This is a genomic window from Variovorax sp. Soil_C_39, assembly GCF_057656815.1.
On record NZ_JBDGJQ010000002.1, the window covers coordinates 382,402 to 408,562 of the forward strand.

22 protein-coding genes and 4 tRNA genes are annotated in these 26,161 nt (G+C 67.5%); 19 read left to right on the top strand and 7 right to left on the bottom strand.

The genetic code is table 11. The features are described 5' to 3' along the window. The first annotated feature begins 1 nt into the window (after position 1). From AC3A6J_RS05850 to AC3A6J_RS05875, 6 genes are all read left to right on the top strand, one after another. On the top strand, positions 2-769 hold the full coding sequence (locus AC3A6J_RS05850; protein ID WP_487858967.1) for an ABC transporter ATP-binding protein: 768 nt from the start codon (positions 2-4) through the stop codon (positions 767-769). Positions 770-905: 136 nt separating this feature from the next. Next, positions 906-1,634 (top strand): ABC transporter ATP-binding protein, encoded by a 729-nt coding sequence (locus AC3A6J_RS05855; RefSeq protein WP_487858968.1) that lies wholly within the window; start codon positions 906-908, stop codon positions 1,632-1,634. Beyond that, positions 1,631-2,611: a branched-chain amino acid ABC transporter permease gene (locus AC3A6J_RS05860; protein ID WP_487858969.1), complete on the top strand. Its 981-nt coding sequence runs from the start codon at positions 1,631-1,633 to the stop codon at positions 2,609-2,611. The genes AC3A6J_RS05855 and AC3A6J_RS05860 overlap by 4 nt, the downstream gene beginning before the upstream one ends. 31 nt (positions 2,612-2,642) lie before the next feature. Further along, on the top strand, positions 2,643-3,710 hold the full coding sequence (locus AC3A6J_RS05865) for a branched-chain amino acid ABC transporter permease (protein ID WP_487858970.1): 1,068 nt from the start codon (positions 2,643-2,645) through the stop codon (positions 3,708-3,710). Further along, positions 3,710-4,582: an alpha/beta fold hydrolase gene (locus AC3A6J_RS05870; RefSeq protein WP_487859345.1), complete on the top strand. Its 873-nt coding sequence runs from the start codon at positions 3,710-3,712 to the stop codon at positions 4,580-4,582. The genes AC3A6J_RS05865 and AC3A6J_RS05870 overlap by 1 nt, the downstream gene beginning before the upstream one ends. Before the next feature lie 54 nt (positions 4,583-4,636). Continuing rightward, a complete protein-coding gene (locus AC3A6J_RS05875; protein ID WP_487858971.1) occupies positions 4,637-5,143 on the top strand; it encodes a DUF1993 domain-containing protein in 507 nt (168 codons plus the stop codon). Here the strand turns inward: AC3A6J_RS05875 and hemH are convergent. Further along, entirely contained in the window at positions 5,125-6,174 is a 1,050-nt protein-coding gene (gene hemH / locus AC3A6J_RS05880; protein WP_487858972.1) for a ferrochelatase, read from the bottom strand. The two genes, AC3A6J_RS05875 and hemH, sit on opposite strands and share 19 nt — an antisense overlap. Before the next feature lie 15 nt (positions 6,175-6,189). On the opposite strand from hemH, the gene AC3A6J_RS05885 reads away from it, so the two are divergent. Further along, complete coding sequence (locus AC3A6J_RS05885; protein ID WP_487858973.1) at positions 6,190-6,921, top strand: HAD family hydrolase; 732 nt, start codon at positions 6,190-6,192, stop codon at positions 6,919-6,921. Here the strand turns inward: AC3A6J_RS05885 and AC3A6J_RS05890 are convergent. The 5 genes from AC3A6J_RS05890 to hpnC are packed head-to-tail and all read right to left on the bottom strand — an operon-like array spanning position 6,918 to position 10,604. Further along, positions 6,918-7,223, bottom strand: a complete 306-nt coding sequence (locus tag AC3A6J_RS05890) for an NIPSNAP family protein (RefSeq protein WP_487858974.1) — start codon at positions 7,221-7,223, stop codon at positions 6,918-6,920. The two genes, AC3A6J_RS05885 and AC3A6J_RS05890, sit on opposite strands and share 4 nt — an antisense overlap. 29 nt (positions 7,224-7,252) lie before the next feature. Continuing rightward, on the bottom strand, positions 7,253-7,555 hold the full coding sequence (locus tag AC3A6J_RS05895; protein ID WP_487858975.1) for a hypothetical protein: 303 nt from the start codon (positions 7,553-7,555) through the stop codon (positions 7,253-7,255). Between the two features lie 4 nt (positions 7,556-7,559). After that, on the bottom strand, positions 7,560-8,819 hold the full coding sequence (gene hpnE, locus AC3A6J_RS05900; RefSeq protein WP_487858976.1) for a hydroxysqualene dehydroxylase HpnE: 1,260 nt from the start codon (positions 8,817-8,819) through the stop codon (positions 7,560-7,562). A gap of 7 nt (positions 8,820-8,826) precedes the next feature. After that, a complete protein-coding gene (hpnD, locus tag AC3A6J_RS05905; protein ID WP_487858977.1) occupies positions 8,827-9,666 on the bottom strand; it encodes a presqualene diphosphate synthase HpnD in 840 nt (279 codons plus the stop codon). Next, positions 9,663-10,604 (bottom strand): squalene synthase HpnC, encoded by a 942-nt coding sequence (gene hpnC, locus AC3A6J_RS05910; protein ID WP_487858978.1) that lies wholly within the window; start codon positions 10,602-10,604, stop codon positions 9,663-9,665. Before hpnC ends, hpnD begins: the two co-directional genes overlap by 4 nt. A 109-nt stretch (positions 10,605-10,713) precedes the next feature. On the opposite strand from hpnC, the gene AC3A6J_RS05915 reads away from it, so the two are divergent. The 12 genes from AC3A6J_RS05915 to AC3A6J_RS05970 all read left to right on the top strand — a co-directional run bounded on the left by AC3A6J_RS05915 (position 10,714) and on the right by AC3A6J_RS05970 (position 23,920). Next, entirely contained in the window at positions 10,714-11,910 is a 1,197-nt protein-coding gene (locus AC3A6J_RS05915) for an efflux RND transporter periplasmic adaptor subunit (RefSeq protein WP_487858979.1), read from the top strand. Further along, entirely contained in the window at positions 11,907-15,068 is a 3,162-nt protein-coding gene (locus AC3A6J_RS05920) for an efflux RND transporter permease subunit (protein ID WP_487858980.1), read from the top strand. The genes AC3A6J_RS05915 and AC3A6J_RS05920 overlap by 4 nt, the downstream gene beginning before the upstream one ends. Before the next feature lie 99 nt (positions 15,069-15,167). Further along, a tRNA-Leu gene (locus AC3A6J_RS05925) sits at positions 15,168-15,254 on the top strand. Positions 15,255-15,279: 25 nt separating this feature from the next. After that, positions 15,280-16,593, top strand: coding sequence for a trigger factor (gene tig / locus AC3A6J_RS05930; RefSeq protein ID WP_487858981.1), 1,314 nt, complete (start codon positions 15,280-15,282; stop codon positions 16,591-16,593). A 119-nt stretch (positions 16,594-16,712) separates the two neighbouring features. Beyond that, positions 16,713-17,321, top strand: a complete 609-nt coding sequence (gene clpP / locus AC3A6J_RS05935; protein ID WP_487858982.1) for an ATP-dependent Clp endopeptidase proteolytic subunit ClpP — start codon at positions 16,713-16,715, stop codon at positions 17,319-17,321. A gap of 112 nt (positions 17,322-17,433) precedes the next feature. Beyond that, a complete protein-coding gene (gene clpX / locus AC3A6J_RS05940; protein WP_487858983.1) occupies positions 17,434-18,699 on the top strand; it encodes an ATP-dependent Clp protease ATP-binding subunit ClpX in 1,266 nt (421 codons plus the stop codon). 122 nt (positions 18,700-18,821) lie between these two features. Continuing rightward, complete coding sequence (gene lon / locus AC3A6J_RS05945; RefSeq protein WP_487858984.1) at positions 18,822-21,260, top strand: endopeptidase La; 2,439 nt, start codon at positions 18,822-18,824, stop codon at positions 21,258-21,260. 54 nt (positions 21,261-21,314) lie between these two features. Further along, positions 21,315-21,390: transfer RNA gene (locus AC3A6J_RS05950), tRNA-Gly, on the top strand. A gap of 61 nt (positions 21,391-21,451) precedes the next feature. Further along, positions 21,452-21,525: transfer RNA gene (locus AC3A6J_RS05955), tRNA-Cys, on the top strand. 101 nt (positions 21,526-21,626) lie between these two features. After that, positions 21,627-21,718, top strand: a tRNA-Leu gene (locus AC3A6J_RS05960). Positions 21,719-21,740: 22 nt separating this feature from the next. Further along, complete coding sequence (locus tag AC3A6J_RS05965) at positions 21,741-22,373, top strand: DUF6806 family protein (protein ID WP_487858985.1); 633 nt, start codon at positions 21,741-21,743, stop codon at positions 22,371-22,373. 227 nt (positions 22,374-22,600) lie between these two features. Continuing rightward, the gene (locus tag AC3A6J_RS05970; RefSeq protein ID WP_487858986.1) at positions 22,601-23,920 is read left to right on the top strand and encodes an MFS transporter; all 1,320 of its coding nucleotides are present in this window, start codon (positions 22,601-22,603) and stop codon (positions 23,918-23,920) included. Positions 23,921-23,923: 3 nt separating this feature from the next. On the opposite strand, the gene AC3A6J_RS05975 is transcribed toward AC3A6J_RS05970, so the two are convergent. Continuing rightward, a complete protein-coding gene (locus tag AC3A6J_RS05975; RefSeq protein WP_487858987.1) occupies positions 23,924-26,128 on the bottom strand; it encodes a DUF3616 domain-containing protein in 2,205 nt (734 codons plus the stop codon). Between the last annotated feature and the right edge of the window lie 33 nt (positions 26,129-26,161).

A 26,161-nucleotide genomic window follows, 5' to 3' on the forward strand; every position in this document is an offset into this window, starting at 1 on the left:
GATGCTCGAGACGCGCGACCTGACCATCCGCTTCGGCGGGCACGTGGCCGTGAACGGCGTGAGCTGCAGCTTTGCGCCCGGCACGCTGACGGCCATCGTCGGCCCGAACGGCGCGGGCAAGACCACGTACTTCAACCTGATCTCGGGCCAGCTCAAGGCGAGCGCGGGCACGGTGTCGCTCGACGGCCAGGCCCTCGCAGGCCTGTCGCCGTCGGCGCGCACGCGCGCCGGGCTGGGGCGCGCGTTCCAGCTCACCAACCTGTTTCCGAACCTCACGGTGCGCGAGAACGTGCGCCTCGCGGTGCAGGCCACGCGCGACGGCGCGCACCGGCGCGGCCTGAATCTCTGGAGCATCTGGAGCGACCACCGCGCGCTGACCGACCGCGCCGAGCAGATCCTGGCCGACGTGGCGCTGGCGCCGCGCGCGCAGGACACGGTGGCGAGCCTGCCCCACGGCGACCAGCGCAAGCTCGAGGTGGCGCTCCTGATCGCGCTCGAACCCAAGGTGTTCATGTTCGACGAGCCCACGGCCGGCATGAACGCCGCCGAGGCGCCGGTCATCCTCGACCTGATCCGCAAGCTCAAGCAGGACCGGACCAAGACCATTCTGCTGGTCGAGCACAAGATGGACGTGGTGCGCGAACTGGCCGACCGGATCATCGTGCTGCACAACGGCACGCTGGTGGCCGATGGCGAACCGGCCGAGGTGATCGCTTCGCCGATCGTGCAGGAGGCGTACCTCGGCGTCGCGAAGGCGGTTGCCGCATGAAGACTTCCATGTTTTTCTCCCTCCCCCTCTGGGGGAGGGCAGGGGTGGGGGCAGGCGGCCTTCACACCGCCGCGGCCTTTCAAGCGCCGCATGCCCCCATCCCAACCTTCCCCCGGAAGGGGAAGGCGCAAGACCGATGACCACCGAAAATCTTCTCAGCCTCGAAGGCGTGCACACGCACATCGGGGCGTACCACATCCTGCACGGCGTCGACCTCGACGTGCCGCGCGGGCAGCTCACGATGCTGCTGGGCCGCAACGGCGCGGGCAAGACCACTACGCTGCGGACCATCATGGGCCTGTGGCAGGCGTCGGAGGGCAGGGTGCGCTTCGGTGAGCGCGACATCGGCGCGATGCGCACGCCGCAGATCGCCGAGCTCGGCATTGCCTACGTGCCCGAGACCATGGGCATCTTCTCCGACCTTACGGTGAAGGAGAACATGCTGCTCGCCGCACGCAGCGCGAAGAACGCGCAGCAGATGGACGACACGCGGCTGCAGTGGATCTTCAAGCTCTTTCCCGCGGTGGAAAAGTTCTGGAACCATCCGGCCGGCAAGCTCTCGGGCGGGCAGAAGCAGATGCTCGCGGTGGCACGCGCCATCGTCGAGCCGCGCGAGCTGCTGATCGTCGACGAGCCGAGCAAGGGCCTGGCGCCGGCCATCATCAACAACATGATCGATGCCTTCGGCGAGCTCAAGCGAAGCGGCGTCACGATCCTGCTGGTGGAACAGAACATCCACTTTGCGCAGCGCCTGGGCGACACCGTCGCGGTGATGGACAACGGCCGCGTGGTGCACAGCGGCGCGATGGCCGACTTCTCCGCCGATGCCCAGCTGCAGCAATCTCTCTTGGGCCTTGCGCTATGAAACTCGAACTCGACTGGAAGCCGCTGCTTCTCGCACCCATGCTGGCGCTGGTGGCGCTGCCGCTCACGGGCTCGTTCTCGACCTGGCTCACGCTCACGGTGGCGGGCCTCGCGATGGGCATGATCATCTTCATCATCGCCTCGGGCCTCACGCTGGTGTTCGGGCTGATGGACGTGCTCAACTTCGGCCATGGCGTGTTCATCGCGCTCGGTGCCTTCGTGGCGAGCAGCGTGCTCGGCCTGATGGGCGACTGGACCGGCTCGCAGGAACTCTGGCGCAACCTCGTGGCGGTGTTTCCGGCCATGCTCGTGGCCATGGCGGCCGCTGGCGCGGTGGGACTGGCGTTCGAGCGCTTCATCGTTCGCCCCGTGTACGGCCAGCACCTCAAGCAGATCCTCATCACGATGGGCGGCATGATCATCGGCGAGGAGCTCATCAAGGTGATCTGGGGCCCGGCGCAGGTGCCGCTGCCGCTGCCCGAGGCGCTGCGCGGCTCGCTCTTCGTGGGCGAAGCGGCCATCAGCAAGTACCGGCTGCTTGCGGTGGCGGTGGGCGTGGTGGTGTTCGGCGTGTTGGCTTGGACGCTCGGGCGCACCAAGATCGGCCTCCTGATCCGCGCCGGCGTGCAGGACCGCGAGATGGTCGAGTCGCTTGGCTACCGGATCGGTCGGCTCTTCGTGGGCGTGTTCGTCGCGGGCAGCGCGCTCGCGGGGCTCGGCGGCGTGATGTGGGGGTTGTTCCAGCAGAACCTCGTGCCGCAGATGGGTGCGCAGGTCAACGTGCTGATCTTCATCGTGATCATCATCGGCGGGCTCGGCTCGACCGGCGGCGCGCTGCTCGGCGCCTTGCTCGTCGGGCTCATGACCAACTACGTCGGTTTCCTGCTGCCGACGCTGACGCAGTTCGCGAGCATCTTCCTGATGGTGGCGGTGCTGCTGTGGCGTCCGCAGGGCGTGTACCCGGTGGTGAACCGTTGAGAAGAAAAAGAAGAACAACAACGAGACCGCCATGTTCCTGAAACGACTCCTTTCCAACGACATGCCCCGAAGCCGCCTGCTGGCGCTGCTGCTGGTGGCGTTGTTCGTCGCGCTGGCGTTCGCGCCGTTCATCTTTCCGGGCGTGAAGGCGCTCAGCGTCGCGGCCAAGATCCTGGTGTTCGTGGTGCTGGTGGCGAGCTTCGACCTGCTGCTGGGCTACACCGGCATCGTGAGCTTCGCGCACACGATGTTCTTCGGCATCGGCGCCTACGGCATCGCGATCTCGGCCTCGCGGCTCGGGTCGACCTGGGGCGCGATGCTCACGGGCATCGGCGCGGCGCTCGCGGTTTCGCTGGTGCTCTCGCTGGCGATCGGTCTGTTCTCGCTGCGGGTGCGCGCGATCTTCTTCGCGATGATCACGCTCGCCGTGGCCTCGGCCTTCCAGACGCTGGCGTCGCAGCTCTCCGAGTTCACGGGCGGCGAGGACGGGCTCACGTTCAGGCTGCCCGAGCTGCTCTCGCCGAGCTTCGAGTTCGCGGAAGAACCTTTCCTCGGCGTTTCGCTCGACGGCCGGCTGCTGTGTTACTACCTGCTGTTCGTCGCCGCCGTGGTGCTGGTGCTCGCGCTGCTGCGCATCGTCAACTCGCCGTTCGGCCGCGTGCTGCAGGCGATCCGCGAGAACGAGTTCCGCGCCGAGGCCATCGGCTACCGCGTGGTGGTGTACCGCACCACGGCCGCGGTGCTGTCGGCGCTCTTCGCCACGCTCGCGGGCGCGATGCTCGCGATCTGGCTGCGCTACAACGGGCCCGACACCTCGCTGAGCTTCGAGATCATGATCGACGTGCTGCTGATCGTGGTGATCGGCGGCATGGGCACCATGTATGGCGCGGCGATCGGCGCGGTGCTGTTCGTGGTGGCGCAAAGCTACCTGCAGGACCTGCTGCGCATCGGCAGCGAGGCCGCGAGCGGTCTACCGTGGCTGGCCGCGCTGCTGTCGCCCGACCGCTGGCTGCTGTGGCTCGGCGTGCTGTTCGTGCTGTCGGTGTACTACTTTCCGACCGGCATCGTCGGCAAGCTCCGGGCGAGGGCTGCGCGATGATGAATGCACGGTCGCACTATGCGCAGCTCGCGGGCCTCGAGGTGCACTGGCTCGAATGGGGCGAGGTCGATGCGCCCGCGGTCATCGCCTGGCACGGCCTCGCGCGCACCTGCCGCGACATGGACGAACTGGCGCAGCACTTTGCAGCGCGCGGCTTCCGCGTGATCTGCCCCGACACGATCGGCCGCGGCCTGAGCCAGTGGAGCACTCGGCCCGACGAGGAATACAAGCTCTCGTTCTATGCCCGCATCGCCCATGCGCTGTGCGACGCGCTGGGCCTGGAACGTGTGCACTGGGTCGGCACTTCGATGGGCGGCGCGATCGGCACGGTCTGCGCGTCAGGCCTGTTCGATCCGCGCATGAAGGCGCGCATCGCGAGCCTCACGCTCAACGACAACGCGCCCGAGCTCGCGCAAGCGGCGATCGAGCGCATCCGCGCCTATGCGGGCCAGCCGCCGGCGTTCGATACCGTGGCCGAGCTCGAGGCCTTCTTCCGCACTGTCTACAAGCCGTACGGCTGGCTCAGCGATGCGCAGTGGCGCCGACTGACCGAGAGCTCCACGCGCCGCCTGCCCGATGGCCGCGTGACGCCGCACTACGACCCGGCAATGGTCCGCCAGTTCAGCGCCGAGGCCGACGACTACCTGATCTGGCCGCACTACGACGCGATCGACGTGCCGGTGCTGTGCCTGCGCGGCGCCGAGTCGGACCTGGTGCTGCCCGAGGTGACCGAGCGCATGCAGCGTCGCGGTCCCGGTGCGCTGGGGCTGTTGAAGGTGGTTGAAATAAAGGGGTGCGGCCACGCGCCCGCGCTCAACGTGCCCGAACAACTGGGGCTCGTCGAAGGGTTTATCCGCGCCGCGACCCGCTGAGTCTGTGCCGGCCGGAGAATCGCCGCCGATCACAACCCACGAGGACTGCACACCATGGCGCTTTCGATGTACGACCTGTCCGTTCCGGTTTTCTCGCGCGGACTCGGCCAGCTCACCCACCTGCTCGACAAGAGCCTGGCCCACGCCGGGGCCCACGACATCGACCCGCAGACGCTCGTCGATGCCCGGCTCGCGCCGGACATGCTCACGCTCGCGGGCCAGGTGCAGCGCGCGAGCGATGCCTCGAAGCTCGGCGTGGCGCGCATCGCGGGCATCACGGCGCCGAGCTTTGCCGACGAGGAGACCACGTACGAGGAACTGCTGGCGCGCATTGCGAAGACGCAGGAGTTTCTTGCCACGGTGGACCGCGCGCTGATCGACGGCCAGGAGGACCGGCCCGTGACGATCAAGGCGCGTGAAGGCGAGGCGCATTTCACGGCCGAGCGCTATCTGCTGCAGTTCGCGCTGCCCAACTTCTTCTTCCACCTGACCACGGCCTACGGCGTGCTGCGCCACGGGGGCATGCCGATCGGCAAGATGGACTATCTCGGCAGGTTCTGACCCTCGGCCGCGGACCGTGTGGGCCAGCCTGCGAGGTTGCGCTCAGCGATGCCCGCGAGCGCTTCGATCCACGCGGGGCTGTCGTTGAGGCAGGGGATGTAGCTGAAGGTCTCGCCGCCCGCATGCAGGAAGGCCTCGCGGCCCTCCATGGCGATCTCTTCGAGTGTTTCGAGGCAGTCCGCCGGAAAGCCGGGGCACACCACGTCGACGCGCTTCACGCCGCTGGCGCCGAGTTCGCGCAGCGTCGGCTCGGTGTAGGGCTCGAGCCATTTGGCGCGGCCGAAGCGCGACTGGAAGGTCACGCGGTAGCGTCCCTCCGGAAGGCCGAGCCGCGCGGCCAGCAGGCGCGCGGTCGCCAGGCAGTGCGACTGGTAGGGATCGCCGAGCGCGATGTTGCGCGCCGGGATGCCGTGGAAGCTCATGAGCAGCACCTCGCCGCGGCCCTCGGCCAGCCAGTGCTCCTCGATGCCGAGCGCGAGCGCCTCGATGTAGGCGGGGTCGTCGTGGTACGCATTGACGAAGCGGAACTCGGGAATGCGGCGCTGCCTGCGGCTCCAGTCGGCCACGGCATCGAGCACGCTCGCGGTGGTGGTGGCCGAATACTGCGGATAGGCCTGCAGCACCAGCACGCGCGCCACGCCTGCGGCCTGCAGCGCATCGAGCCTCGACGCGATCGACGGGCTCGCATAGCGCATGGCGTCGTGCACGGCCACGTGGTGGCCCTGGTCGCCGAGCCGCCCCGCGAGCAGCGCGGCCTGCCTCTGCGTCCACACCTTCAGCGGCGAGCCTTCGGGCATCCAGATGCTCGCGTACTTGGCGGCCGATTTGGCGGGCCGCACGCGCAGGATGATGCCGTGCAGGATCGGCGCCCACAGCAGCCGCGGAATCTCGACCACGCGCGGGTCGCCGAGAAACTCCGCCAGGTAGGGCCGCACGGCGGCCGCTGTGGGGGCATCGGGCGAGCCCAGGTTGCACCAGAGCACGGCGGTGCGCGAAGGGATGGAGGCGGGGTTCCCAGGGTCTTGAGGCATGCGATATTCTCGGGCATGACCACCGCCTCCAAGGCGCTCGCGAGCGTCGAACCCCTCGACCTCCAGCGCATTTCCGCCATCTCGCTCGATCTCGACGACACCCTCTGGCCGATCTGGCCGACCATCGAGCGCGCCGAGGCGGTGCTGCATGAATGGCTACTGCGCGAGGCGCCCAAGACGGCCTCGCTGCTGCTGACGCCGGGCGTGCTGCGCGAACTGCGCGAAGCCACCGCCAAGGAGCGCTCGGACCTCGCGCACGACCTCAGCGCGCTGCGGCGCGAATCGATCCGCGCCGCGCTGAGGCAGGCCGGCGAAGACCCGGCGCTGGCCGATCCGGCTTTCGATGCCTTCTTTGCCGAACGCCAGCGCGTGACGCTTTACGACGATGCGCTGCCGGCGCTGCGGTGGCTCAGCGAGCGCTATCCGCTGGTGGCGATCTCGAATGGCAATGCCGACATCCACCAGACCGGCGTGGGCCGCTGGTTCCGCACCGCGTTCAACGCCCGCGCCTTTGGCAGCGGCAAGCCGCATGCGCCGATCTTCCGTGCCGCGGCGGCCTCGGTCGGGCTGCTGCCGAAGGACGTGCTGCACGTGGGGGACGATGCCGAACTCGACGTGGTGGGCGCCCTCAACGCGGGCATGCAGGCGGCGTGGCTGGTGCGCGACGAGCGTCCTTGGGTGCATGGCGCCCGGCCGCAGCTGATCGTGCCGAACCTGCACGCGCTCTGCGTGGCGCTCGGCGCCTAACTGAAGACCGGCCTGAAGAAGCTGCGCTCGTAGCTCAGGAAGCAGCGCGTCTCCTCGGCGTACCGGAAGGCGGCCTGGCATTCGGCGTCCTGCATCGAATCGGCGCGGTACTGCTCGTACCGGGCCAGGCTCGGAAAGCTGAACATCGCGAGCGCCACGTTGTTCGCGCCTTCCGATGGCAGGAAGTAGCCATGGTGGCGGCCGCCGAATTTCTCGACCAGCGGGATCCACAGCTTGCCGTAGTACTCGAATTCCTTGAGCTTGTAGGGATCGACGACGTAGCGCAGGTAGCAGGTGACCATGGTGGTTTGCGTGGTGGAGAGAGGTGGGGTCAGTCGAGGCTGAAGTGCGCACGCAGCGCGTCGCAGAACGCTTGCGTACCGCCGAGGGAGAAGGTCACCGTGTCGAGCCCGGGTGCTTCGCGGGTCTGCTGCAGGTCGAAATCCCAGGCTGCGCCGTCGTCCAGTGCGCCGCGCGCATCGGGAAACGTTTCATCCACCCAGGCCAGCACCTGCGCCACCTCGGCGAGCACTTCGGCGTTCTTGTCGGGCGCTGTGGTGGCCATGGCGTCGAAGGTGCCGTGGCCTTCGGTGTCTTCGCTGTAGTCGAAATCGAGGTAGCGCAGTGGCGTCATGGGTTCACAGCTTTTCAAGTGCCTTGGCGGCGGCCAGCCCGCTGCGGACTGCGCCTTCGAGCGTAGCAGGGTAGGGGCCTTCGGTGTAGTCGCCGCAGGCCTGCAGGCCCGGTGCGATGCGCATCGGCGGCCGCGCGAGCGCGGGGGTGCAGGCGAAGGTGGCGCGCTTCTCGACCACGGTCTGCACGATTGAAAGCCCCGGCTGGCCGAGCTGCACGGCCGCCTGCGCGAGCACCTGCGGCTCGAGCACGTCGCGCGATGCTTCGTTGGCGCTCACGACGAAGGCCAGCACGCCGGCGGGTCCGCCGAGCTGGCCGCGGTCGAACACGAACTGCGCGGGCGCCGTGGCCGGATCGCTGCGCAGCGCGAGCATCGGCGCCGCGAGCGGCGAAGCGTCGCGCACATAGACCGTCGCGATGGCCTCGAAGCGCAGGCCTTCGGTGGTGTCGCACCAGCGCGCGGCCGGTTCGCCGCTAGCGCGCACGAGCCGCGCGGCGTCCCAGGGCGCGCAGGCGAGCACGACCTCGTCGAAGGCGTCGTCGTCGACCCGCCATGCGCCGGCCTCGCGGGCGATGGTGCGCACGCGCGCGCCGATGCGCAGCATGGCGCCATGCGCGGCGAGCCAGCCGAGCGCCGCATCGGGAAAGAGCGCGCCGAGATCGATGCGCGGCAGCAGCAGGTCGGCACCGCCGCGGCCGCTGAAGAGTGCGTCATGCAGCACGCGCAGGAACACCTCGCCGCTCGACTGGTCGACGGGGGTGTTGAGCGCGGACACGCACAGCGGCGCGATCAACTCTTCCATCACGCGCGGCGTGAGGCCGCTGCAGAGCGCGGCGACCGTCGTGGCCGGGGCGCAGCGAAATCCGCCGAGGCGCCAGCGCAGCGCGGTGCGCAGCAGCGTCGATTTGTCCTGCGCGGTCCAGCCGCGCGCCGTGAAGATGCCCGCCAGCAGGTCCAGCGGCGGCGGCAGCCTTGGCAGCGCCAGTCCGCCGCCGTCGGCGAAGCGCAGTGACAGCGGCGTGCGCAGGAGCGCGCGCCCGGAGTCCACGTCCATGTCGCGCATCAGCGCGAGCGTGGCGGTGTAGGCGCCGATCAGGATGTGCTGCCCGTTGTCGAGCGCCATGCCATCGAGGCGCTCGACGCGCCGCGCGCGCCCGCCCGGCATGGCCGCGGCTTCGAACAGCGTGACCGCGTGGCCCGCGCGCGTGGCCTCGATCGCGCAGGCCAGGCCGGCCCAGCCCGCGCCGATGACGGCGATCCTCATGGGTGCGTCACACCCGGCCCAGCGCCTGGACTTTCCACGCGAGCCAGAACTTGCGCACCGGCGTGAGGCTCACGCGCTGGTGCAGCACCTGGAAGTCGTCGCGCTCGATCTCGCGCAGCAGCGTGCGGTAGATGCTCGCCATCATGAGCCCGGGCTTCTGTGCGCGGCGGTCGGCCACGGGCAGCAGCGCGAGCGCCTCGTCGTACGCCGCGTGCGCGCGTTCGGCCTGGAACTTCATCAGCGCCACGAAGCGTTCGGAATGCACGCGGTTCAGGATCTCGTGCGCCTTGACGTCGAACTTCTGCAGCTCGTTGACCGGCAGGTAGATGCGCCCGCGCATCGCGTCCTCACCGACGTCGCGGATGATGTTGGTGAGTTGCAGCGCGAGGCCCAGCTTGTGCGCATAGGCAGTGGTGCCGGGATCGCTCTGGCCGAATATGCGCGCGGCGACTTCGCCCACCACACCGGCCACGAGATGGCAGTAGCGCGCGAGGCCCGGAAAGTCGAGGTAGCGGGTCTGGTCGAGGTCCATCTGGCAGCCGTCGATCACCTCGTTGAGCCGGGCTGCCTCGATGCCGTAGGCGGCGGCATGCGGCATCAGCGCCTGCATCACCGGATGGCGCGGCGTGCCCGCGAACGACTGCGCCACCTCGGTGCGCCACCAGGCCAGCTTGGTGGCGGCCACGCCGGGATCGCTGACCTCGTCGACCACGTCGTCGATCTCGCGGCAGAAGGCATAGAAGGCCGTGATCGCGGCACGGCGCGGCTTGGGAAGAAAGAGGAAGGCGTAATAGAAACTGCTGCCCGAGGCGGCGGCCTTGTCCTGGACGTACTGCTCGGGGTTCATCGGTGGGGCGCTTTCATGGCCGGCCATTGTCTCCGCATCCGGAGCGCACGCCATGCCAGCACGGGGGCATCGGACTTGCCGATCGTCGGGCGCTGCGAGAAGGTGTCGAAGCCCAGGTCCTCGATCTTGTCGAGGATGCGCAGCCCGCCCTGCACCACGAAGCGCAGTTCCCAGCCCGCGCGTCCCGGCAGTCGGTGCACCAGCGGGGCGCCCTGCAGCATCAGCTCGCGTGCCCAGGCGCATTCGACGGCGACCAGGTTGATCGCCTCCTGCGGCGGCGGCGCATCGGCCAGCGGCAGGAAGACCTTGAACTGCTCTGGTGCGAGGCCGCGCCGTGCGCAGTCGCCGCGCGGGAAATAGAAGCGGCCGCGCGGCAGGTCGACGCTCGGGTCCTGCCAGAAGTTGATGAGTTGCAGCGCGCTGCAGATCGCGTCGCTCTGCGCGAGCGAGCCCGCGTCGTGCACGCCGTACAGATGCAGCAGCAGCCGGCCGATGGGGTTCGCCGAGCGGCGGCAGTAGTCGAGCAGCTCGGCGCGGTCGGCGTAGCTGCCGCCGTCGCGGGTCTTCTCGATGTCCTGCATGAAGGCGCTCAGCAGGTCGCCGAGCAGCGCCTCGGGCAGGCCGAATGTCGCGACGCTGTGGGCCAGGGGGCCGAACACCTCGGGCCAGCGCGAAGCGGCACGCGGGCTCGCGGGCTGCGCGGCGGCGATGGCGAGTTCCTCGCGGTAGGCGTGCAGGTCGGCGAGCCGTTCCGCGGGCGAGGCGTCGCCTTCGTCGGCGATGTCGTCGGCGGTGCGCGCGAAGTGGTAGATCGCTGCGATCGGCGCGCGCAGATGCGGCGGACACAGCCACGAAGCCACCGGGAAATTCTCGTAGTGGTCGGGCGGGGGGGCGAGGGCGGAAGGATCGGGCACGCGGCGATTGTCCGCGAGCCGCATGGCGGTTCTCGGGTACGCCTTCGTGGCGATTGACAGTGCCGGACGATTCCCCTAGATTACTAACCGGTGGGTCAGTAATGGCCCGGTTCGACCTTCTTCTGGGTGTCTCATGACCGCCTCCTCCGGCCTTCCTCCTCTTGTGCGCAGTGCTGCCTGGCTGCTGCTTCCCGCGTTGATCCTGGCCGGCTGCTCGCGGCCGGAGCCCGTCGAGGAGCCCGTGCGTGCGGTCAAGGTGGTGACCGTCGGTGCCAGCGACTTCGACACCCAGCCGGAGTATTCGGGCGAGGTGCGCGCGCGCGTCGAATCGCGCCTCGGCTTCCGCGTGGCGGGCAAGATCACGCGGCGCCAGGCCGAGCTCGGCCAGCACGTGCAGGCGGGCCAGGCGCTGGCCCAGCTCGATCCGCAGGACTACCGGCTCGCGGCCGATGCGGCCCGCGCGCAGCTGGCGGCGGCGCAGACGAACCGCGATCTTGCCGCGGCCGATCTCAAGCGCTACCGTGAATTGCGCGCGCAGAACTTCATCAGCGGTGCCGAACTCGAGCGCCGCGAATCCACCTGGAAGTCCGCGCAGGCGCAGTTCGAGCAGGCGCAGGCCCAGCTCGCATCGCAAGGCAACCAGGCCAGCTACACCACGCTGGTGGCCGACGTGGCCGGCGTGGTGACGGCCATCGAGGCCGAGCCCGGGCAGGTGGTACAGGCCGGCACGCCCGTGGTGCGCATCGCGCAGGACGGCGCGCGCGACGTGGTGTTCGCGGTACCCGAAGACCGCGCCGGGCTGATCAAGCCGGGCTCGCCGGTGACGGTGCGCGGCTGGTCGGGCGGCAGCGAGCTCGCGGGCGAGGTGCGCGAGGTGGCGGCCAGTGCCGACGCGGTCACGCGCACGTACGCGGTCAAGGTGGCGATCGACGCGGCCGCGTCGCCGCCGCTCGGCGCCACGGTCTATGCGCGTCCGCAGGCGCTGGCGCGCACGGGCACGCCGGTCATCAAGCTGCCGACCAGCGCGCTGCGCCAGGAGGGCAAGGGCAGTGCGGTGTGGGTGCTCGACCGGCAGACCATGACCGTGCGCTCGCAGCCGGTGCAGGTGGCCACGGCCGACGGCAACGAGGCCGTGATCGGCGGCGGGCTGACGCCGGGCATGACGGTGGTGGCCGCGGGCGTGCATGTGCTCTCGCCCGGGCAGAAGGTCACGATCTACCAGTCGAAGGAAGAGGCTGCCGCGGTCGCCAACGCCAACGCGACGGCGCCACAGCCGCCGGTGCCCGTCGCGGCGACGAAGAAGGAAGCCGCAGCGGGTGTCGCCAAATGACGCAGCCCGCGGCCACCCCCGACGCCCACAAGCCCGCCGGCTTCAATCTTTCGAAATGGGCGCTCGACCATGCGCCGCTCACGCGCTACCTGATGGTGGTGCTGATGGTGCTGGGCGCCTTTGCGTACTTCCAGCTCGGCCAGGACGAGGACCCGCCGTTCACCTTCCGCGCCATGGTGGTGCGCACCTACTGGCCTGGCGCAACGGCGCAGCAGGTGGCCGAGCAGGTGACCGACAAGCTCGAGCGCACGCTGCAGGAGGCGCCGTACGCCGACAAGATCCGCAGCTACTCGAAGCCGGGCGAGTCGCAGATCATCTTCCAGATCAAGGATTCGTCGGAGGCCTCCGAGGTCGCGAACGTCTGGTACACGGTGCGCAAGAAGATCGGCGACATGCGCGCGACGCTGCCGCCGGGCGTGCAGGGGCCGTTCTTCAATGACGAGTTCGGCGATGTCTATGGCGTGATCTACGCGCTCGAGAGCGAAGGCTTCAGCTACGCCGAACTCAAGACCATGGCCGATGACGTGCGCCAGCAACTGCTGCGCGTGCCGGACGTGGCCAAGGTCGAGCAGTTCGGCGTGCAGGACGAGAAGGTCTACATCGAGGTCTCGCAGAAGCGGCTGGCGCAGCTCGGGCTCGACTTCAACGTGGTGCTGCAGCAGCTCGGCTCGCAGAATGCGGTCGAGAGCGCGGGCGCGATCCAGTCGCCGCTCGACGTGGTGCAGGTGCGCGTGGGCGGGCAATTCACCAGCGTCGAGCAGTTGCGCGAGATGCCGATCCGCGGGAGCTCGGGCAACCAGCTGCGGCTCGGCGACATCGCCGAGATCCGGCGCGGCTACGTCGATCCGCCGGCTGTCAAGGTGCGCCACCAGGGCAAGGAAGTCATCGCGCTCGGCGTCTCGATGGCCAAGGGCGGCGACATCATCGCGCTCGGCGACGCGCTGCGCGCCACCGCCGTGCAGATCGACCGGCAACTGCCGGCCGGCGTCAAGCTCGCGCAGGTGCAGGACCAGCCGGTGGCGGTGGCCAACTCGGTCAACGAGTTCGTCGGCGTGCTGATCGAGGCCGTGGCCATCGTGCTTGCGGTGAGCATCATCGCGCTCGGCCTGCACAAGGGCGGGCGCTTCGGCTGGTACATCGACATGCGCCCGGGGCTGGTGGTGGCGATCACGATCCCGCTCGTGCTGGCCGTGACCTTCCGGGCCATGGACTACTTCGGCATCGGGCTGCACAAGATATCGCTGGGCTCGCTGATCATCGCGCTCGGGCTCCTGGTGGACGATGCGATCATCGCGGTCGAGATGATGGTGCGGAAGATGGAGGAGGGCTACGACAAGGTGCGCGCCGCGACTTTCGCCTACGACATCACCGCCAAGCCGATGCTGACCGGCACGCTGATCACAGCCGCGGGCTTTTTGCCGATCGGCCTGGCGAAGTCGGTGACGGGCGAATACACCTTCGCGATCTTCGCAGTGACGGTGATCGCGCTTGTGCTCTCGTGGATCGTCTCGGTGTACTTCGTGCCGTACCTGGGCACGCTGCTGCTCAAGGTGAAGCCGCACGATCCGAATGCGCCCCCGCACGAGCTGTTCGACACGCCGTTCTACAACCGCTTCCGGCGCGCCGTGGACTGGTGCGTACAGCACCGCTGGCTGACCATCGGCGCGACGGTGCTGATCTTCGCGCTCGGCATCGTGGGCATGGGCCGGGTGCAGCAGCAGTTCTTCCCCGATTCGAGCCGTCCCGAGATACTGGTCGACATCTGGTTTCCCGAAGGCACTTCGTTCGCCGCCAACGAGGAGGTCGCCAAGCGCGTCGAACAGCGCATGATGAAGGAAGAGGGCGTGAAGACGGTCAGCACCTGGGTCGGGTCGGGCGTGCCGCGCTTCTACCTGCCGCTGGACCAGGTCTTTCCGCAGAGCAACGTGTCGCAGTTCATCGTGCTGGCCAGCGACCTGAAGGTGCGCGAGCGCCTGCGCATGTCGCTGCCGACGATGCTGGCGCAGGAGTTTCCCGAGGTGCGTGGGCGCGTCAAGCTGCTGCCCAACGGCCCGCCGGTGGCGTACCCGGTGCAGTTCCGCGTGATCGGCAACGACCCCGCCGAGCTGCGTGCGCGCGCCGACGAGGTCAAGACCGTGTTGCAGGCGAATGCCAACATGCGCGGCGTGAACGACAACTGGAACGAATCGGTCAAGGTGATCCGCCTCGAGATCGACCAGGCCAAGGCGCGTGCACTCGGGGTGACCAGCCAGGCCATCGCCCAGGCGTCGCGGGTCATGTTCTCGGGCACCACGGTGGGCCAGTACCGCGAGAACGACCTGCTGATCGACATCGTGCTGCGCCAGGCGGCCGACGAGCGCCAAGCGATCTCGGATATAGGCAATGCCTACCTGCCCACGTCCTCGGGGCGTTCGATCCCGCTCACGCAGATCGCGCGGCCGGTGTTCACCTGGGAGCCCGGCGTGATGTGGCGCGAGAACCGCAACTACGCGATCACCGTGCAGGGCGACGTGGTCGAGGGCCTGCAGGGCGCCACCGTGACCGAGCAGCTGCTGCCCGAGCTGCGCCGCATCGAAGCCGGCTGGCATGCCGCCGGACTCGGTAGCTACCGCATCGAGGTGGCGGGCGCGGTCGAGGAAAGCAGCAAGGGCTCGGACTCGATCGTGGTGGGCGTGCCGATCATGCTGTTTCTGGTGTTCACGCTGCTGATGCTGCAGCTGCACAGCTTCAGCCGTTCGCTGCTGGTGTTCATCACCGGCCCGATGGGCATCGCGGGCGTGGCCGGTGCGCTGCTGCTGCTGAATCGTCCGTTCGGTTTCGTGGCGCTGCTGGGCGTGATCGCGCTGATGGGCATGATCCAGCGCAACGCGGTGATCCTGATCGACCAGATCGAGCATGACCGCGCGGCCGGCGTGCCGGCCTGGAACGCGATCGTCGAATCGGCTGTGCGGCGCCTGCGGCCGATCGTGCTGACCGCGGCGGCGGCGGTGCTGGCGATGATCCCGCTCTCGCGCAGCGTGTTCTGGGGCCCGATGGCGGTGGCGATCATGGGCGGCCTGATCGTGGGCACCGTATTGACCCTGCTGGCGCTGCCGGCAATGTACGCCGCCGCATTCCGCGTCAAGCGGGCGCCAGAACAGGGTCCGATTAGCGTTTAAAATGCGCGGTTGACCGATTTCAGGCGGACGGTCTTTGGGTCTCGGCATGCCGGGGCACCAGGGCCGTCCGCCTTTGCATTCACCTGAAAAATTTGGCAAGCGCGGGTGGCGAAATTGGTAGACGCACCAGGTTTAGGTCCTGACGTTCGCAAGAACGTGCCGGTTCGAGTCCGGCCCCGCGCACCAGCCACACCCTCACAAGGAAGACACCATGACCGTGACCGTTGAAACTCTCGAGAAGCTCGAACGCAAGATCACGCTGACCCTTCCGGTCGGCACCATCCAGTCGGAAGTCGATTCGCGCCTCAAGAAGCTCGCGCGCACCGTCAAGATGGACGGTTTCCGTCCCGGCAAGGTGCCGATGAACGTCGTGGCCCAGCGTTACGGCTACTCGGTGCACTACGAGGTCATGAACGACAAGGTCGGTGAAGCCTTCTCGCAGGCCGCCAACGAAGCCAAGCTGCGCGTGGCCGGCCAGCCCCGCATCACCGAGAAGGAAGAGGCGCCCGAGGGCCAGCTGGCCTTCGACGCGGTGTTCGAGGTGTTCCCCGAAGTCAAGATCAACGACCTGGCGAACGCCGAAGTCGAGAAGCTCTCGGCCGAAGTGGGCGACGATGCCATCGACAAGACGCTCGAGATCCTGCGCAAGCAGCGCCGCACCTTCGCGCAGCGCGCCCAGGATGCCGTGGCCGAGGACAACGACCGCGTGACGGTCGACTTCGAGGGCAAGATCGACGGCGAGCCGTTCCAGGGCGGCAAGGCCGAAGATTTCCAGTTCATCGTCGGCGAAGGCCAGATGCTGAAGGAATTCGAAGAAGCGGTGCGCGGCATGAAGTCGGGCGACAGCCGCACCTTCCCGCTCTCGTTCCCGGCCGACTACCACGGCAAGGACGTGGCCGGCAAGCAGGCTGACTTCATGGTCACCGTGAAGAAGATCGAAGCCTCGCACCTGCCCGAAGTCAACGAGCAGCTTGCCAAGTCGCTCGGCATTCCCGAGGCCACGGTCGAGGGCCTGCGCGCCGACATCAAGAAGAACCTCGAGCGCGAAGTGAAGTTCCGCCTACTGGCACGCAACAAGAACGCGGTGATGGACGCGCTGGTTGCCAATGCCGAACTCGACCTGCCGAACGCCAGCGTGCAGTCGGAAGTGAACCGCATGATCGAAGGCGCCCGCGCCGAGCTCAAGCAGCGCGGCATCAAGGACGCCGACAAGGCCCCGATTCCCGAGGAAGTGTTCCGTCCGCAGGCCGAGCGCCGCGTGCGCCTGGGCCTGGTGGTGGCTGAGCTGGTGCGTGCCAACGACCTGCAGGCCAAGCCCGAGCAGATCAAGGCTCACGTCGACGAACTGGCCGCGAGCTACGAGAAGCCGGCCGACGTCGTGCGCTGGTACTTCAGTGACAACAACCGCCTGGCCGAGGTCGAGGCGGTCGTGATCGAGAACAACGTGACCGACTTCGTGCTCGGCAAGGCCAAGGTCACGGAAAAGTCGGTGACGTTCGACGAGCTGATGGCGCAGCAGGGCTGATCCCGGCACCGCACGCATGATGGCGAATGGGGCTTGTGCTTTGCGGCACGAGCCCCATTTCACTCAAGCGTACAGTCACATTCGAACAGCGAACGAACCCTTTTTCCCGGAGCATATTCATGAGCGCACAGGGCATCCAGAATCTCGGCATGATCCCGATGGTCGTCGAGCAGTCGGGCCGCGGCGAGCGGTCGTACGACATCTATTCGCGCCTCCTCAAGGAGCGCATCGTCTTCCTGGTCGGCGAGGTGAACGACCAGACCGCCAACCTCGTGGTGGCGCAGCTGCTGTTCCTCGAGAGCGAGAACCCGGACAAGGACATTTCGTTCTACATCAACTCACCCGGCGGCAGTGTGAGCGCCGGCATGGCGATCTACGACACCATGCAGTTCATCAAGCCTGACGTTTCCACCATGTGCATCGGCTTCGCGGCCAGCATGGGCGCCTTCCTGCTCGCAGCCGGCGAGAAGGGCAAGCGCTTCTCGCTGCCGAATTCGAAGGTCATGATCCACCAGGTGCTCGGCGGCGCGCGCGGCCAGGCGACCGACATCGAGATCCACGCCCGCGATATCCTGCGCACCAAGGACCAGATGAACCGCATCCTGGCCGAGCGCACGGGCCAGCCGCTCGAAAAAGTCAAGACCGACACCGAGCGCGACTATTTCCTCACGGCCGACGAGGCCAAGGATTACGGGCTGGTCGACCAGGTCATTGCAAAGCGCGGTTGACTCCGGCCGCGGCGCCGCATGCGCCAAAAGGCAAAAACGGCGTTTTCCCCACAGGAAACGCCGTTTTTGTTTAGTTATCATTGTCCCACCCCCGTTAACGAGGCATCTGTCCATGGCCGAGAAAAAAGGCTCTTCCAGCGAAAAAACGCTTTACTGCTCGTTCTGCGGCAAGAGCCAGCATGAGGTCAAGAAGCTGATCGCGGGCCCTTCGGTCTTCATTTGCGACGAGTGCATCGATCTCTGCAACGAGATCATCCGCGACGAACTCCCCGCCGGCGAGGAATCGCGCGAGGGGCGCAGCGACCTGCCGACGCCGCTCGAGATCAAGACCAACCTCGACAACTACGTGATCGGCCAGGAGCCGGCCAAGCGCATGCTGTCGGTGGCCGTCTACAACCACTACAAGCGCCTGCGCCACAAGGAAAAGGCCAAGGGCGAGGACGTCGAACTCAGCAAGAGCAACATCCTCTTGATCGGCCCGACCGGTTCGGGCAAGACGCTGCTCGCGCAGACGCTCGCGCGCATGCTCGACGTGCCGTTCGTCATGGCCGACGCCACCACGCTGACCGAAGCCGGCTACGTGGGCGAGGACGTCGAGAACATCATCCAGAAGCTGCTGCAGAGCTGCAACTACGAAGTCGAGCGCGCCCAGCGCGGCATCGTCTACATCGACGAGATCGACAAGATCTCGCGCAAGTCCGACAACCCGTCGATCACGCGCGACGTGTCGGGCGAGGGCGTGCAGCAGGCGCTGCTGAAGCTCATCGAAGGCACCATGGCGAGCGTGCCGCCGCAGGGCGGGCGCAAGCATCCGAACCAGGACTTCCTGCAGATCGACACGACCAACATCCTGTTCATCTGCGGCGGCGCCTTCGCCGGCCTCGAGAAGGTCATCGAAGCGCGCACCGAAGCCTCGGGCATCGGTTTCGGCGCCTCGGTCAAGAGCAAGGCCCAGCGCAGCGTCACCGAGGTGTTCCGCGAGGTCGAGCCCGAGGACCTGATCAAGTTCGGCCTGATCCCCGAGCTCGTGGGCCGCATGCCCGTGGTGGCCTCGTTGGCCGAACTCAGCGAAGACGCCCTGGTGCAGATCCTGACGGAGCCGAAGAATGCCGTCGTCAAGCAGTTCACCAAGCTGCTGCAGATGGAGGGCGTCGACCTCGAGATCCGCCCGGCGGCGCTCAAGGCCATCGCGCGCAAGGCGCTGGCCCGCAAGACCGGTGCGCGCGGGCTGCGTTCGATCCTGGAACAGTCGCTGATCGACACGATGTTCGAACTGCCGAATGCCACCAACGTCGACAAGGTTGTGGTCGAAGAATCCACAATCGATGAAAACAAGCCGCCGCTGCTCGTGTACCGCGAGGCGGCCAAGAAGGCCTGAGTGAGCGCAGCGCCGGCCCTTCCTTTCGGCAAGGCTGCCGGCGCCTTCGACAAAGACCGGGCGCGCAGGGTTGAAATGCCCGCACACCCATCCATCTTTGCCTGATCAAACAAAGGATTTTCATGTCCGGTCATACCCCCCTGCCAGCCGAAGCGATCGACCTGCCGCTGCTGCCGCTGCGCGACGTCGTCGTGTTCCCCCACATGGTGATCCCGCTGTTCGTGGGACGCCCGAAGAGCATCAAGGCGCTCGAGCTGGCGATGGAAGCCGAACGCCGCATCATGCTGGTGGCCCAGAAGGCCGCCGCCAAGGACGAGCCCTCGGTCGAGGACATGTTCGAGGTAGGCTGCGTCTCGACCATCCTGCAGATGCTGAAGCTGCCCGACGGCACCGTGAAGGTGCTGGTCGAAGGCCAGCAGCGCGCGAGCGTGAACCGCATCGACGACGGCGAGACCCACTTCACGGCCAACGTGACGCCCCTGGCGGCGACCGAGGGCGGCGAGAAGGGCACGGAGGTCGAGGCGCTGCGCCGCGCGGTGATGCAGCAGTTCGACCAGTACGTGAAGCTCAACAAGAAGATCCCGCCCGAGATCCTGACCTCGATCTCCAGCATCGACGATCCGGGCCGCCTGGCCGACACCATTGCCGCGCACCTGCCGCTCAAGCTCGACAACAAGCAGGCCGTGCTCGACCTGGACGACGTGAAGGCGCGGCTCGAGAACCTGTTCGGCCAGCTCGAGCGCGAGGTCGACATCCTCAACGTCGACAAGAAGATCCGCGGCCGCGTGAAGCGCCAGATGGAGAAGAACCAGCGCGACTTCTACCTCAACGAGCAGGTCAAGGCGATCCAGAAGGAGCTCGGCGAAGGCGAGGAGGGCGCGGACATCGAGGAGATCGAGAAGAAGATCAAGCTCGCCAAGATGCCCAAGGAAGCGCTCAAGAAGGCCGAGGGCGAGCTCAAGAAGCTCAAGCTGATGTCGCCCATGTCGGCCGAGGCCACGGTGGTGCGCAACTACATCGACGTGCTGGTCAGCCTGCCGTGGAGCAAGCGGACCAAGATCAAGCACGACCTCGCCAATGCCGAGGCGGTGCTCAACGCCGACCACTACGGCCTCGAGAAGGTCAAGGACCGCATCCTCGAGTATCTCGCGGTGCAGCAGCGCGTGGACAAGGTCAAGGCGCCGATCCTGTGCCTCGTGGGGCCGCCGGGCGTGGGCAAGACCTCGCTCGGGCAGTCGATCGCCAAGGCCACGGGCCGCAAGTACACCCGCATGGCGCTCGGCGGCATGCGCGACGAGGCCGAGATCCGCGGCCATCGCCGCACCTACATCGGCGCGCTGCCGGGCAAGGTGCTGCAGGGCCTGGGCAAGATCGGCACGCGCAATCCGCTGTTCCTGCTCGACGAGATCGACAAGCTCGGCACCGACTTCCGCGGCGACCCGTCGAGCGCGCTGCTCGAGGTGCTCGACCCCGAGCAGAACCACACCTTCGGCGACCACTACGTCGAGGTCGACTTCGACCTCTCCGACGTGATGTTCGTTGCCACGTCGAATTCGATGAACATCCCGCCGGCGCTGCTCGACCGGATGGAAGTCATCCGCCTCTCGGGCTACACCGAGGACGAGAAGACCAACATCGCGCTCAAGTACCTGCTGCCCAAGCAGATGACGAACAACGGCGTGAAGGAAGAGGAACTGCTCGTCACCGAAGAGGCCGTGCGCGACATCGTGCGCTACTACACCCGCGAGGCGGGCGTGCGTTCACTCGAGCGCGAGCTGTCGAAGATCTGCCGCAAGGTGGTCAAGAGCCTGTTGCTCAAGCAGCTCACGCCCAAGGTCGTGGTCGACGGCACCAACCTCAATGACTTTCTCGGCGTGCGCAAGTACAGCTTCGGCCTGGCCGAGAAGCAGAGCCAGGTCGGCCAGGTGGTCGGCCTTGCCTGGACCGAGGTCGGCGGCGACCTGCTCACGATCGAGGCGGTCACGATGCCCGGCAAGGGCGTGATCAGCCGCACGGGCTCGCTCGGCGACGTGATGAAGGAGTCGGTCGAGGCCGCGCGCACCGTGGTGCGCAGCCGCTCGCGCCGCCTGGGCATCAAGGACGAGATGTTCGAGAAGCGCGACATCCACATCCACGTGCCTGACGGCGCCACGCCCAAGGACGGCCCGAGCGCCGGTGCGGCGATGACGACGGCCTTCGTGTCGGCGCTCACGGGCATCCCGGTGCGCAGCGACGTCGCGATGACCGGTGAGATCACGCTGCGCGGCGAGGTCACGGCCATCGGCGGCCTCAAGGAAAAGCTGCTGGCCGCACTGCGCGGCGGCATCAAGACCGTGCTGATCCCCGAGGAGAACGCCAAGGACCTGCAGGACATTCCCGAGAACGTGAAGAACGGCCTCGAGATCGTGCCGGTGAAGTGGATCGACAAGGTGCTCGAGATCGCGCTCGAGAAGATGCCCGAGCCGCTGTCCGACGAGGAAGTCGCGGCCTCGGCCGCCGCCGTGGCCGAGCTTGCCAAGCAGCGCGAAGGGCGGGCGTCCGAGGGCTCGGTCAAACATTGAGCGGTCGAGCTTGCCGAGCCCCGAAAAAGTGTTCTATAATTCGAGGCTCGAAACGCGGGAATAGCTCAGTTGGTAGAGCGCAACCTTGCCAAGGTTGAGGTCGAGAGTTCGAGACTCTTTTCCCGCTCCAGTTTTGAAAAAGGGAAGCACTGCTTCCCTTTTTTTCGCAAGTTCGATTTCGTTTTCAGCGTGGCGCGATAGCAAAGCGGTTATGCAACGGATTGCAAATCCGTGTAGCCCGGTTCGACTCCGGGTCGCGCCTCCATCCTCTCTGGTCAGTTTGATCCACCCGCACAGAAAATCGCCCCGCCAACCTGCGTTGCCGGGGCTCGTTTCGTTTGGGTTATCGTCGATGTCCAACCCGAGGCCCGGATGGTGAAATTGGTAGACACATCGGACTTAAAATCCGCCGCTTCCTTAATCGGGGCATACGGGTTCGACCCCCGTTCCGGGCACCATATCTAGACAAGGGAGCACACAATGCCTCGTTACAACGCTCCATTCGAAATCCATGTTCACGGCGACGTGCCGCTCAGGTCCGACGTCGGCTTCGACCAGATCCAGGAAGCGCTGAAGCCGCTGTGGGTCTATGCCGGCGCCAAGTCGCTGGCGGACGGCGCCACGAGCAGTTATGAAGAGGAGCCCGGCATCCGCTTCGAGCAGAAGGAGCACATGCTCCAGATGTGCTGGACCGTGACCGGCGACGAAGACTTCCGCCAGTCGCTCGATGAGATGTGCATGGCGCTGAACGAACTGTCCGAGCGCGGTGCCGCGATCGAGGTCACGTTCTACGACACCGACTTCGACGAGGAAGAGGGCGACCCCGACGAAGAGTCGCGCGACGACTTCCTGATGCTGTTCGTCGGCCCGAACCCGGCGGCGATCATGCAGGTGCAGCGCGACCTGCTGGTCGAAGACGTGGTCAACCTCATGGAGCGGCATTTCGACGGGGCCGAACTCGGCGGCGTGGTGGCCGAGATCGACCGCCTGTTCAGCGACCGCTTCGACGCGCTCGTCAACTCGCTCGAGATCGGCAAGCGCCCGCGGGGCACCGGCGGCAGCGGCAGCGGTGGCGGCCATGGCGGCGGCCGCCGCCCACGCCACCTGCACTGAGAAGCTGCGAACGAACCGGCCATGCCCGCTCAGCCCGCCCAGACCCGCCCGCTCGTCGTTGCAAATGCTCGCCGTAGCGCAAGCTACGACTGCGCTTTGCGCCTCGATCGGACGCGCCTGGACGACCTGCTCGGACACGTCCAGTTCATTCACAGCTTCTGACATGCGAGCGTCCGCAGCGCGGGCGCAACACGCCTGCCATGCGGCGCGCGCACGATGATCGCCGCATGGCCGCTTCCCCCAAGCTCTTTCCTTCCACCGCCCTCAACGCCGGCGTGCGCAAGCGCGAGGTTTTCGGCTGGGCGATGTACGACTTTGCGAACTCGGGCTACACGACCGTCGTGATCACGGCCGTGTTCGCGGCCTACTTCGTCGGCGGTATCGCGAAGGGCGCACCATGGGCGCCGTTCGCCTGGACCGTGGCGCTCAGCATCTCGTATGCGATCGTGATGCTCACCATGCCCGCGATCGGCGCCTGGGCCGACCTGCATGGGGCCAAGAAGCGGCTGCTGGCGATGGCCACCACGGGCTGCGTGATCGCAACGGCGGCGCTGGCGCTGTCGCCACGCTTCTCGGGTGCCACGGGGGTTGCCGTGGCCATGGCGCTGGTCATCGTGTCGAACACCTTCTACTCGTATGGCGAGTCGCTCACGGGCGCCTTCCTGCCCGAGCTCGCCACGGCCGAGGGCATGGGCAAGGTCAGCGGATGGGGCTGGGCCTTCGGCTACATCGGCGGCATGCTGGTGCTTGGCCTGTGCCTGGCCTACGTGCTCTCGGCGCAAGCCCGCGGACTCGCTGCGGCGCACTTCGTGCCGGTGACGATGCTCATCACCGCGGCCATCTATGGCGCGGCGGCTTGCGTCACCTTTGTGCTGCTGCCCGAACGCGCGAGGCCGCGTCTGCGCAGCACCGCGCAGCCCAACGCCTGGCAGCAGCTGCGCGCGACTTTCCGCGAGGCGCGCGCCTACCGCGACTTCATGACGCTGCTGGCCTGCACCGTCTGCTACCAGGGCGGCGTGGCCGTGGCCATCACACTGGCCGCGATCTATGCCGAGCAGGTGATCGGTTTCGTGGCGAGCGAGACGATGGTGCTGATCTTCGTGCTCAACCTGGCGGCCGCAGTGGGTGCCTTCGGCTTCGGCTACGTTCAGGACCGCATCGGCCACAAGTTCGCACTGGCCGGCACGCTGGTGGCATGGATCGTGGTCTGCGTGATCGCTGCAGCGGCCGGCAGCAAGGGGGCCTTCTGGTGGGCCGCGGCCATTGCGGGGCTGGCGATGGGGTCGAGCCAGTCGGCCGGCCGCGCCATGACGGGCTATTTGGCGCCGCCGGCGCAACTGGCCGAGTTCTTCGGGCTCTGGTCCTTTGCCACGCGGCTCGCGAGCATCGTCGGGCCACTGATGTTCGGTGCAATCACCTGGGCTACGGGCGGCAACCAGCGTGTTGCGATCCTGTCGACCGCCGTGCTGTTCGTCGCGGGCCTGCTGCTGCTGTGGCCGATCGACATGCGGCGCGGCCGCGAGGCTGCGCTGCGAGGTCGGACGTAGGCTTCAGGAGCCGCCGAACAGGCTGCCGTTGGTCAGCGGCCAGCCGGTGCCGGCCTGCGACTTCCAGTTCGCTGTGTTCTTCACGCTCGTCGCAAAGGTCGCGATGTCCCCCGGCGTTGGGGAGGCAGGGAGCATCGGACCGTCGTAGAGCACGTCGAACTTGTCCGCAAAGTGGATCGCGGCGCCCGTGCTGCTCAACGCCGCGGGAATGCTGCCAGCGCCGGTGGCCGGGCCCACCGTGATGCTGGCCAGGTAGGCGCCCACGCCACTGATCGCACCGGCCGCGCCGTCGCCCAGGTTCGCGACCGTGCCGCCGACGAAGGCGTAGACCGTCTCGTTGGTGCCGCTGAGGCCACCGCCCGCGCCCTGCGTGGTGCCGACGTCGGCGATCGGATTGGTGTTCTTGATGTCAGGCTGGATGGTCACGATGCTGCCCACCGCGAGGTTGCGGTCCGTGGTCCAGACATAGGCGCTTTCGTTGGTCAGGCCGTCGAACTCATCGTCGGCGGTGCGATCGCGATCGGTGAACACGATGCGTGTGCCGGCATCCATCGGCTTGAGCAGCACGAAGGCGAAAGCGTCGGTCTTGTCGGCATTCAGGCCCAGGAACAGGATGTCGCCGGCACCGAACGGGGGCGGTGCGCTGGTGGTGAAGGCGATGGTGCTCGTGTCGGCGATGCCCGCGAATGCGTTGCCTTTGGCATCGACGATCGCGTTGGCATCCACCGTCATGTAGTAGCCGGTGGACGCGCTCAGTGGCTCGGTGGGCGTGAACGTCAGCACGTTGAAGGCGCGCCGGACACGCGCAGTCGGGCTCGCGGCAGAGAAGGTCTCGACCACGCTGCCGTCGGCCTTGTGCAGAACGATGTTGCCCGCACCGAGGCGCACGCCCTCGTTGAAGTTCAGCGTGATCGTCGCGTTCACGCCCACGCTGCCATCGTCGGCCTTGGGCGAGGCGCTCTTGAGCACCGGCGCGGCGGTGTCGACCCAGGGCTGGCCCAGGCGCACGACGAAGCCGTCGAATTTCTGGTCGGCGGGCGCAAGGTCCTTCGATACCTCGGTCTGGTCCGCCCACACCGTGTCGCCGTTGTCGAGCAGCAGTTGCACTTCGGTGCCGGCGGCCACAGGGCCGGGCACCTCGACGATCGATTCGAAGCTGCCGCCCGTCGCCTTGCGCAGGGTGTCGAGGTCGTTCGACAGCTCCACGGGGGCTTCGCCCGCGCGGCCGCTCCAGGCAAACAGCGCGAAGTTGCGGTCGACGAGCGCGCTCGCCGGGCCTGCGGGGCCGGCGACGATCAGGTAGCGGCCGTCACTGCCCTTGTCGATCGAACGGATGCCGCGGCCGCCGAGGTCGATCTCGATCGGCGCGCCGAAGCTTGCCTGCGTTGCGGTGCGGGCCACCAGCGCGGCGTAATTCTCAAGCGGCACGATCAACGCATGGGTGCGCAGCGAGGCGCCAGTCTGCGGCGCGCGAAAGCCCAGCCACAGCGCACCGTCGCCCGGCGCGGCGGCCATGCCCTCAATGGAGAAGCCGTTGGCCTGCTCGGGAACGACGCCCGCCGCCGCCGAGGCCACGAAGCCGAATCGATCGGCGCCCAGGCCATGCACGTTGCCGGCATCCCAGGCCACGAGCTGGCTTTCGAGTTGCGAGAACTCGCCGACGTAGCTGAAGGTGGTGCCGGCGCCGCTGCCGCCGAGCTTCACTGCGAAGAGGTGCGAACGGTCGGGTGCGTCGTCGCCGTCCTTCTTGTTGCTGTTCGAGCCCGTGAAGTACAGCGTGTCGCCGACGCGCGTGCCAGCCTCGAGGTCGAGTTCCTTTGTGAGCTGGGGGCCATCGGTTTCATAGCTCCACTCCTTCACCGCGGCGCCACCCGCTCGCGGATAGACCCGCAGCACATTGGCCTCGTCGTCGGCCACGAGCATGTAGCCGTCGGGCAATGCGATGGCAGTGGAGGCATCGGACGAGCCTTCGGTCGTGCCGGCGGTCGGCGTGAACCGGGCCTCGGAGACCAGTTGCGGCTCGGGCGCCGCAGGCGGTGGTTCGGTCGCAGGTGGCGTGGTGGCCACGGGCGGCACGATCGGCGGAAAGAACGCAGCGCCGCCATCGTTGCCGCCACCGCACGCGGCGAGCAGGAGGCCGAGGGCGCTGGCGAGCAGCAGGGGCTTGAAGGGAATGGCGGCAGCGTGTGGCTTTTTGGGATTGTTCATGGCGCGCGGTGTGGCAAGCAAGCAAACCGCGGA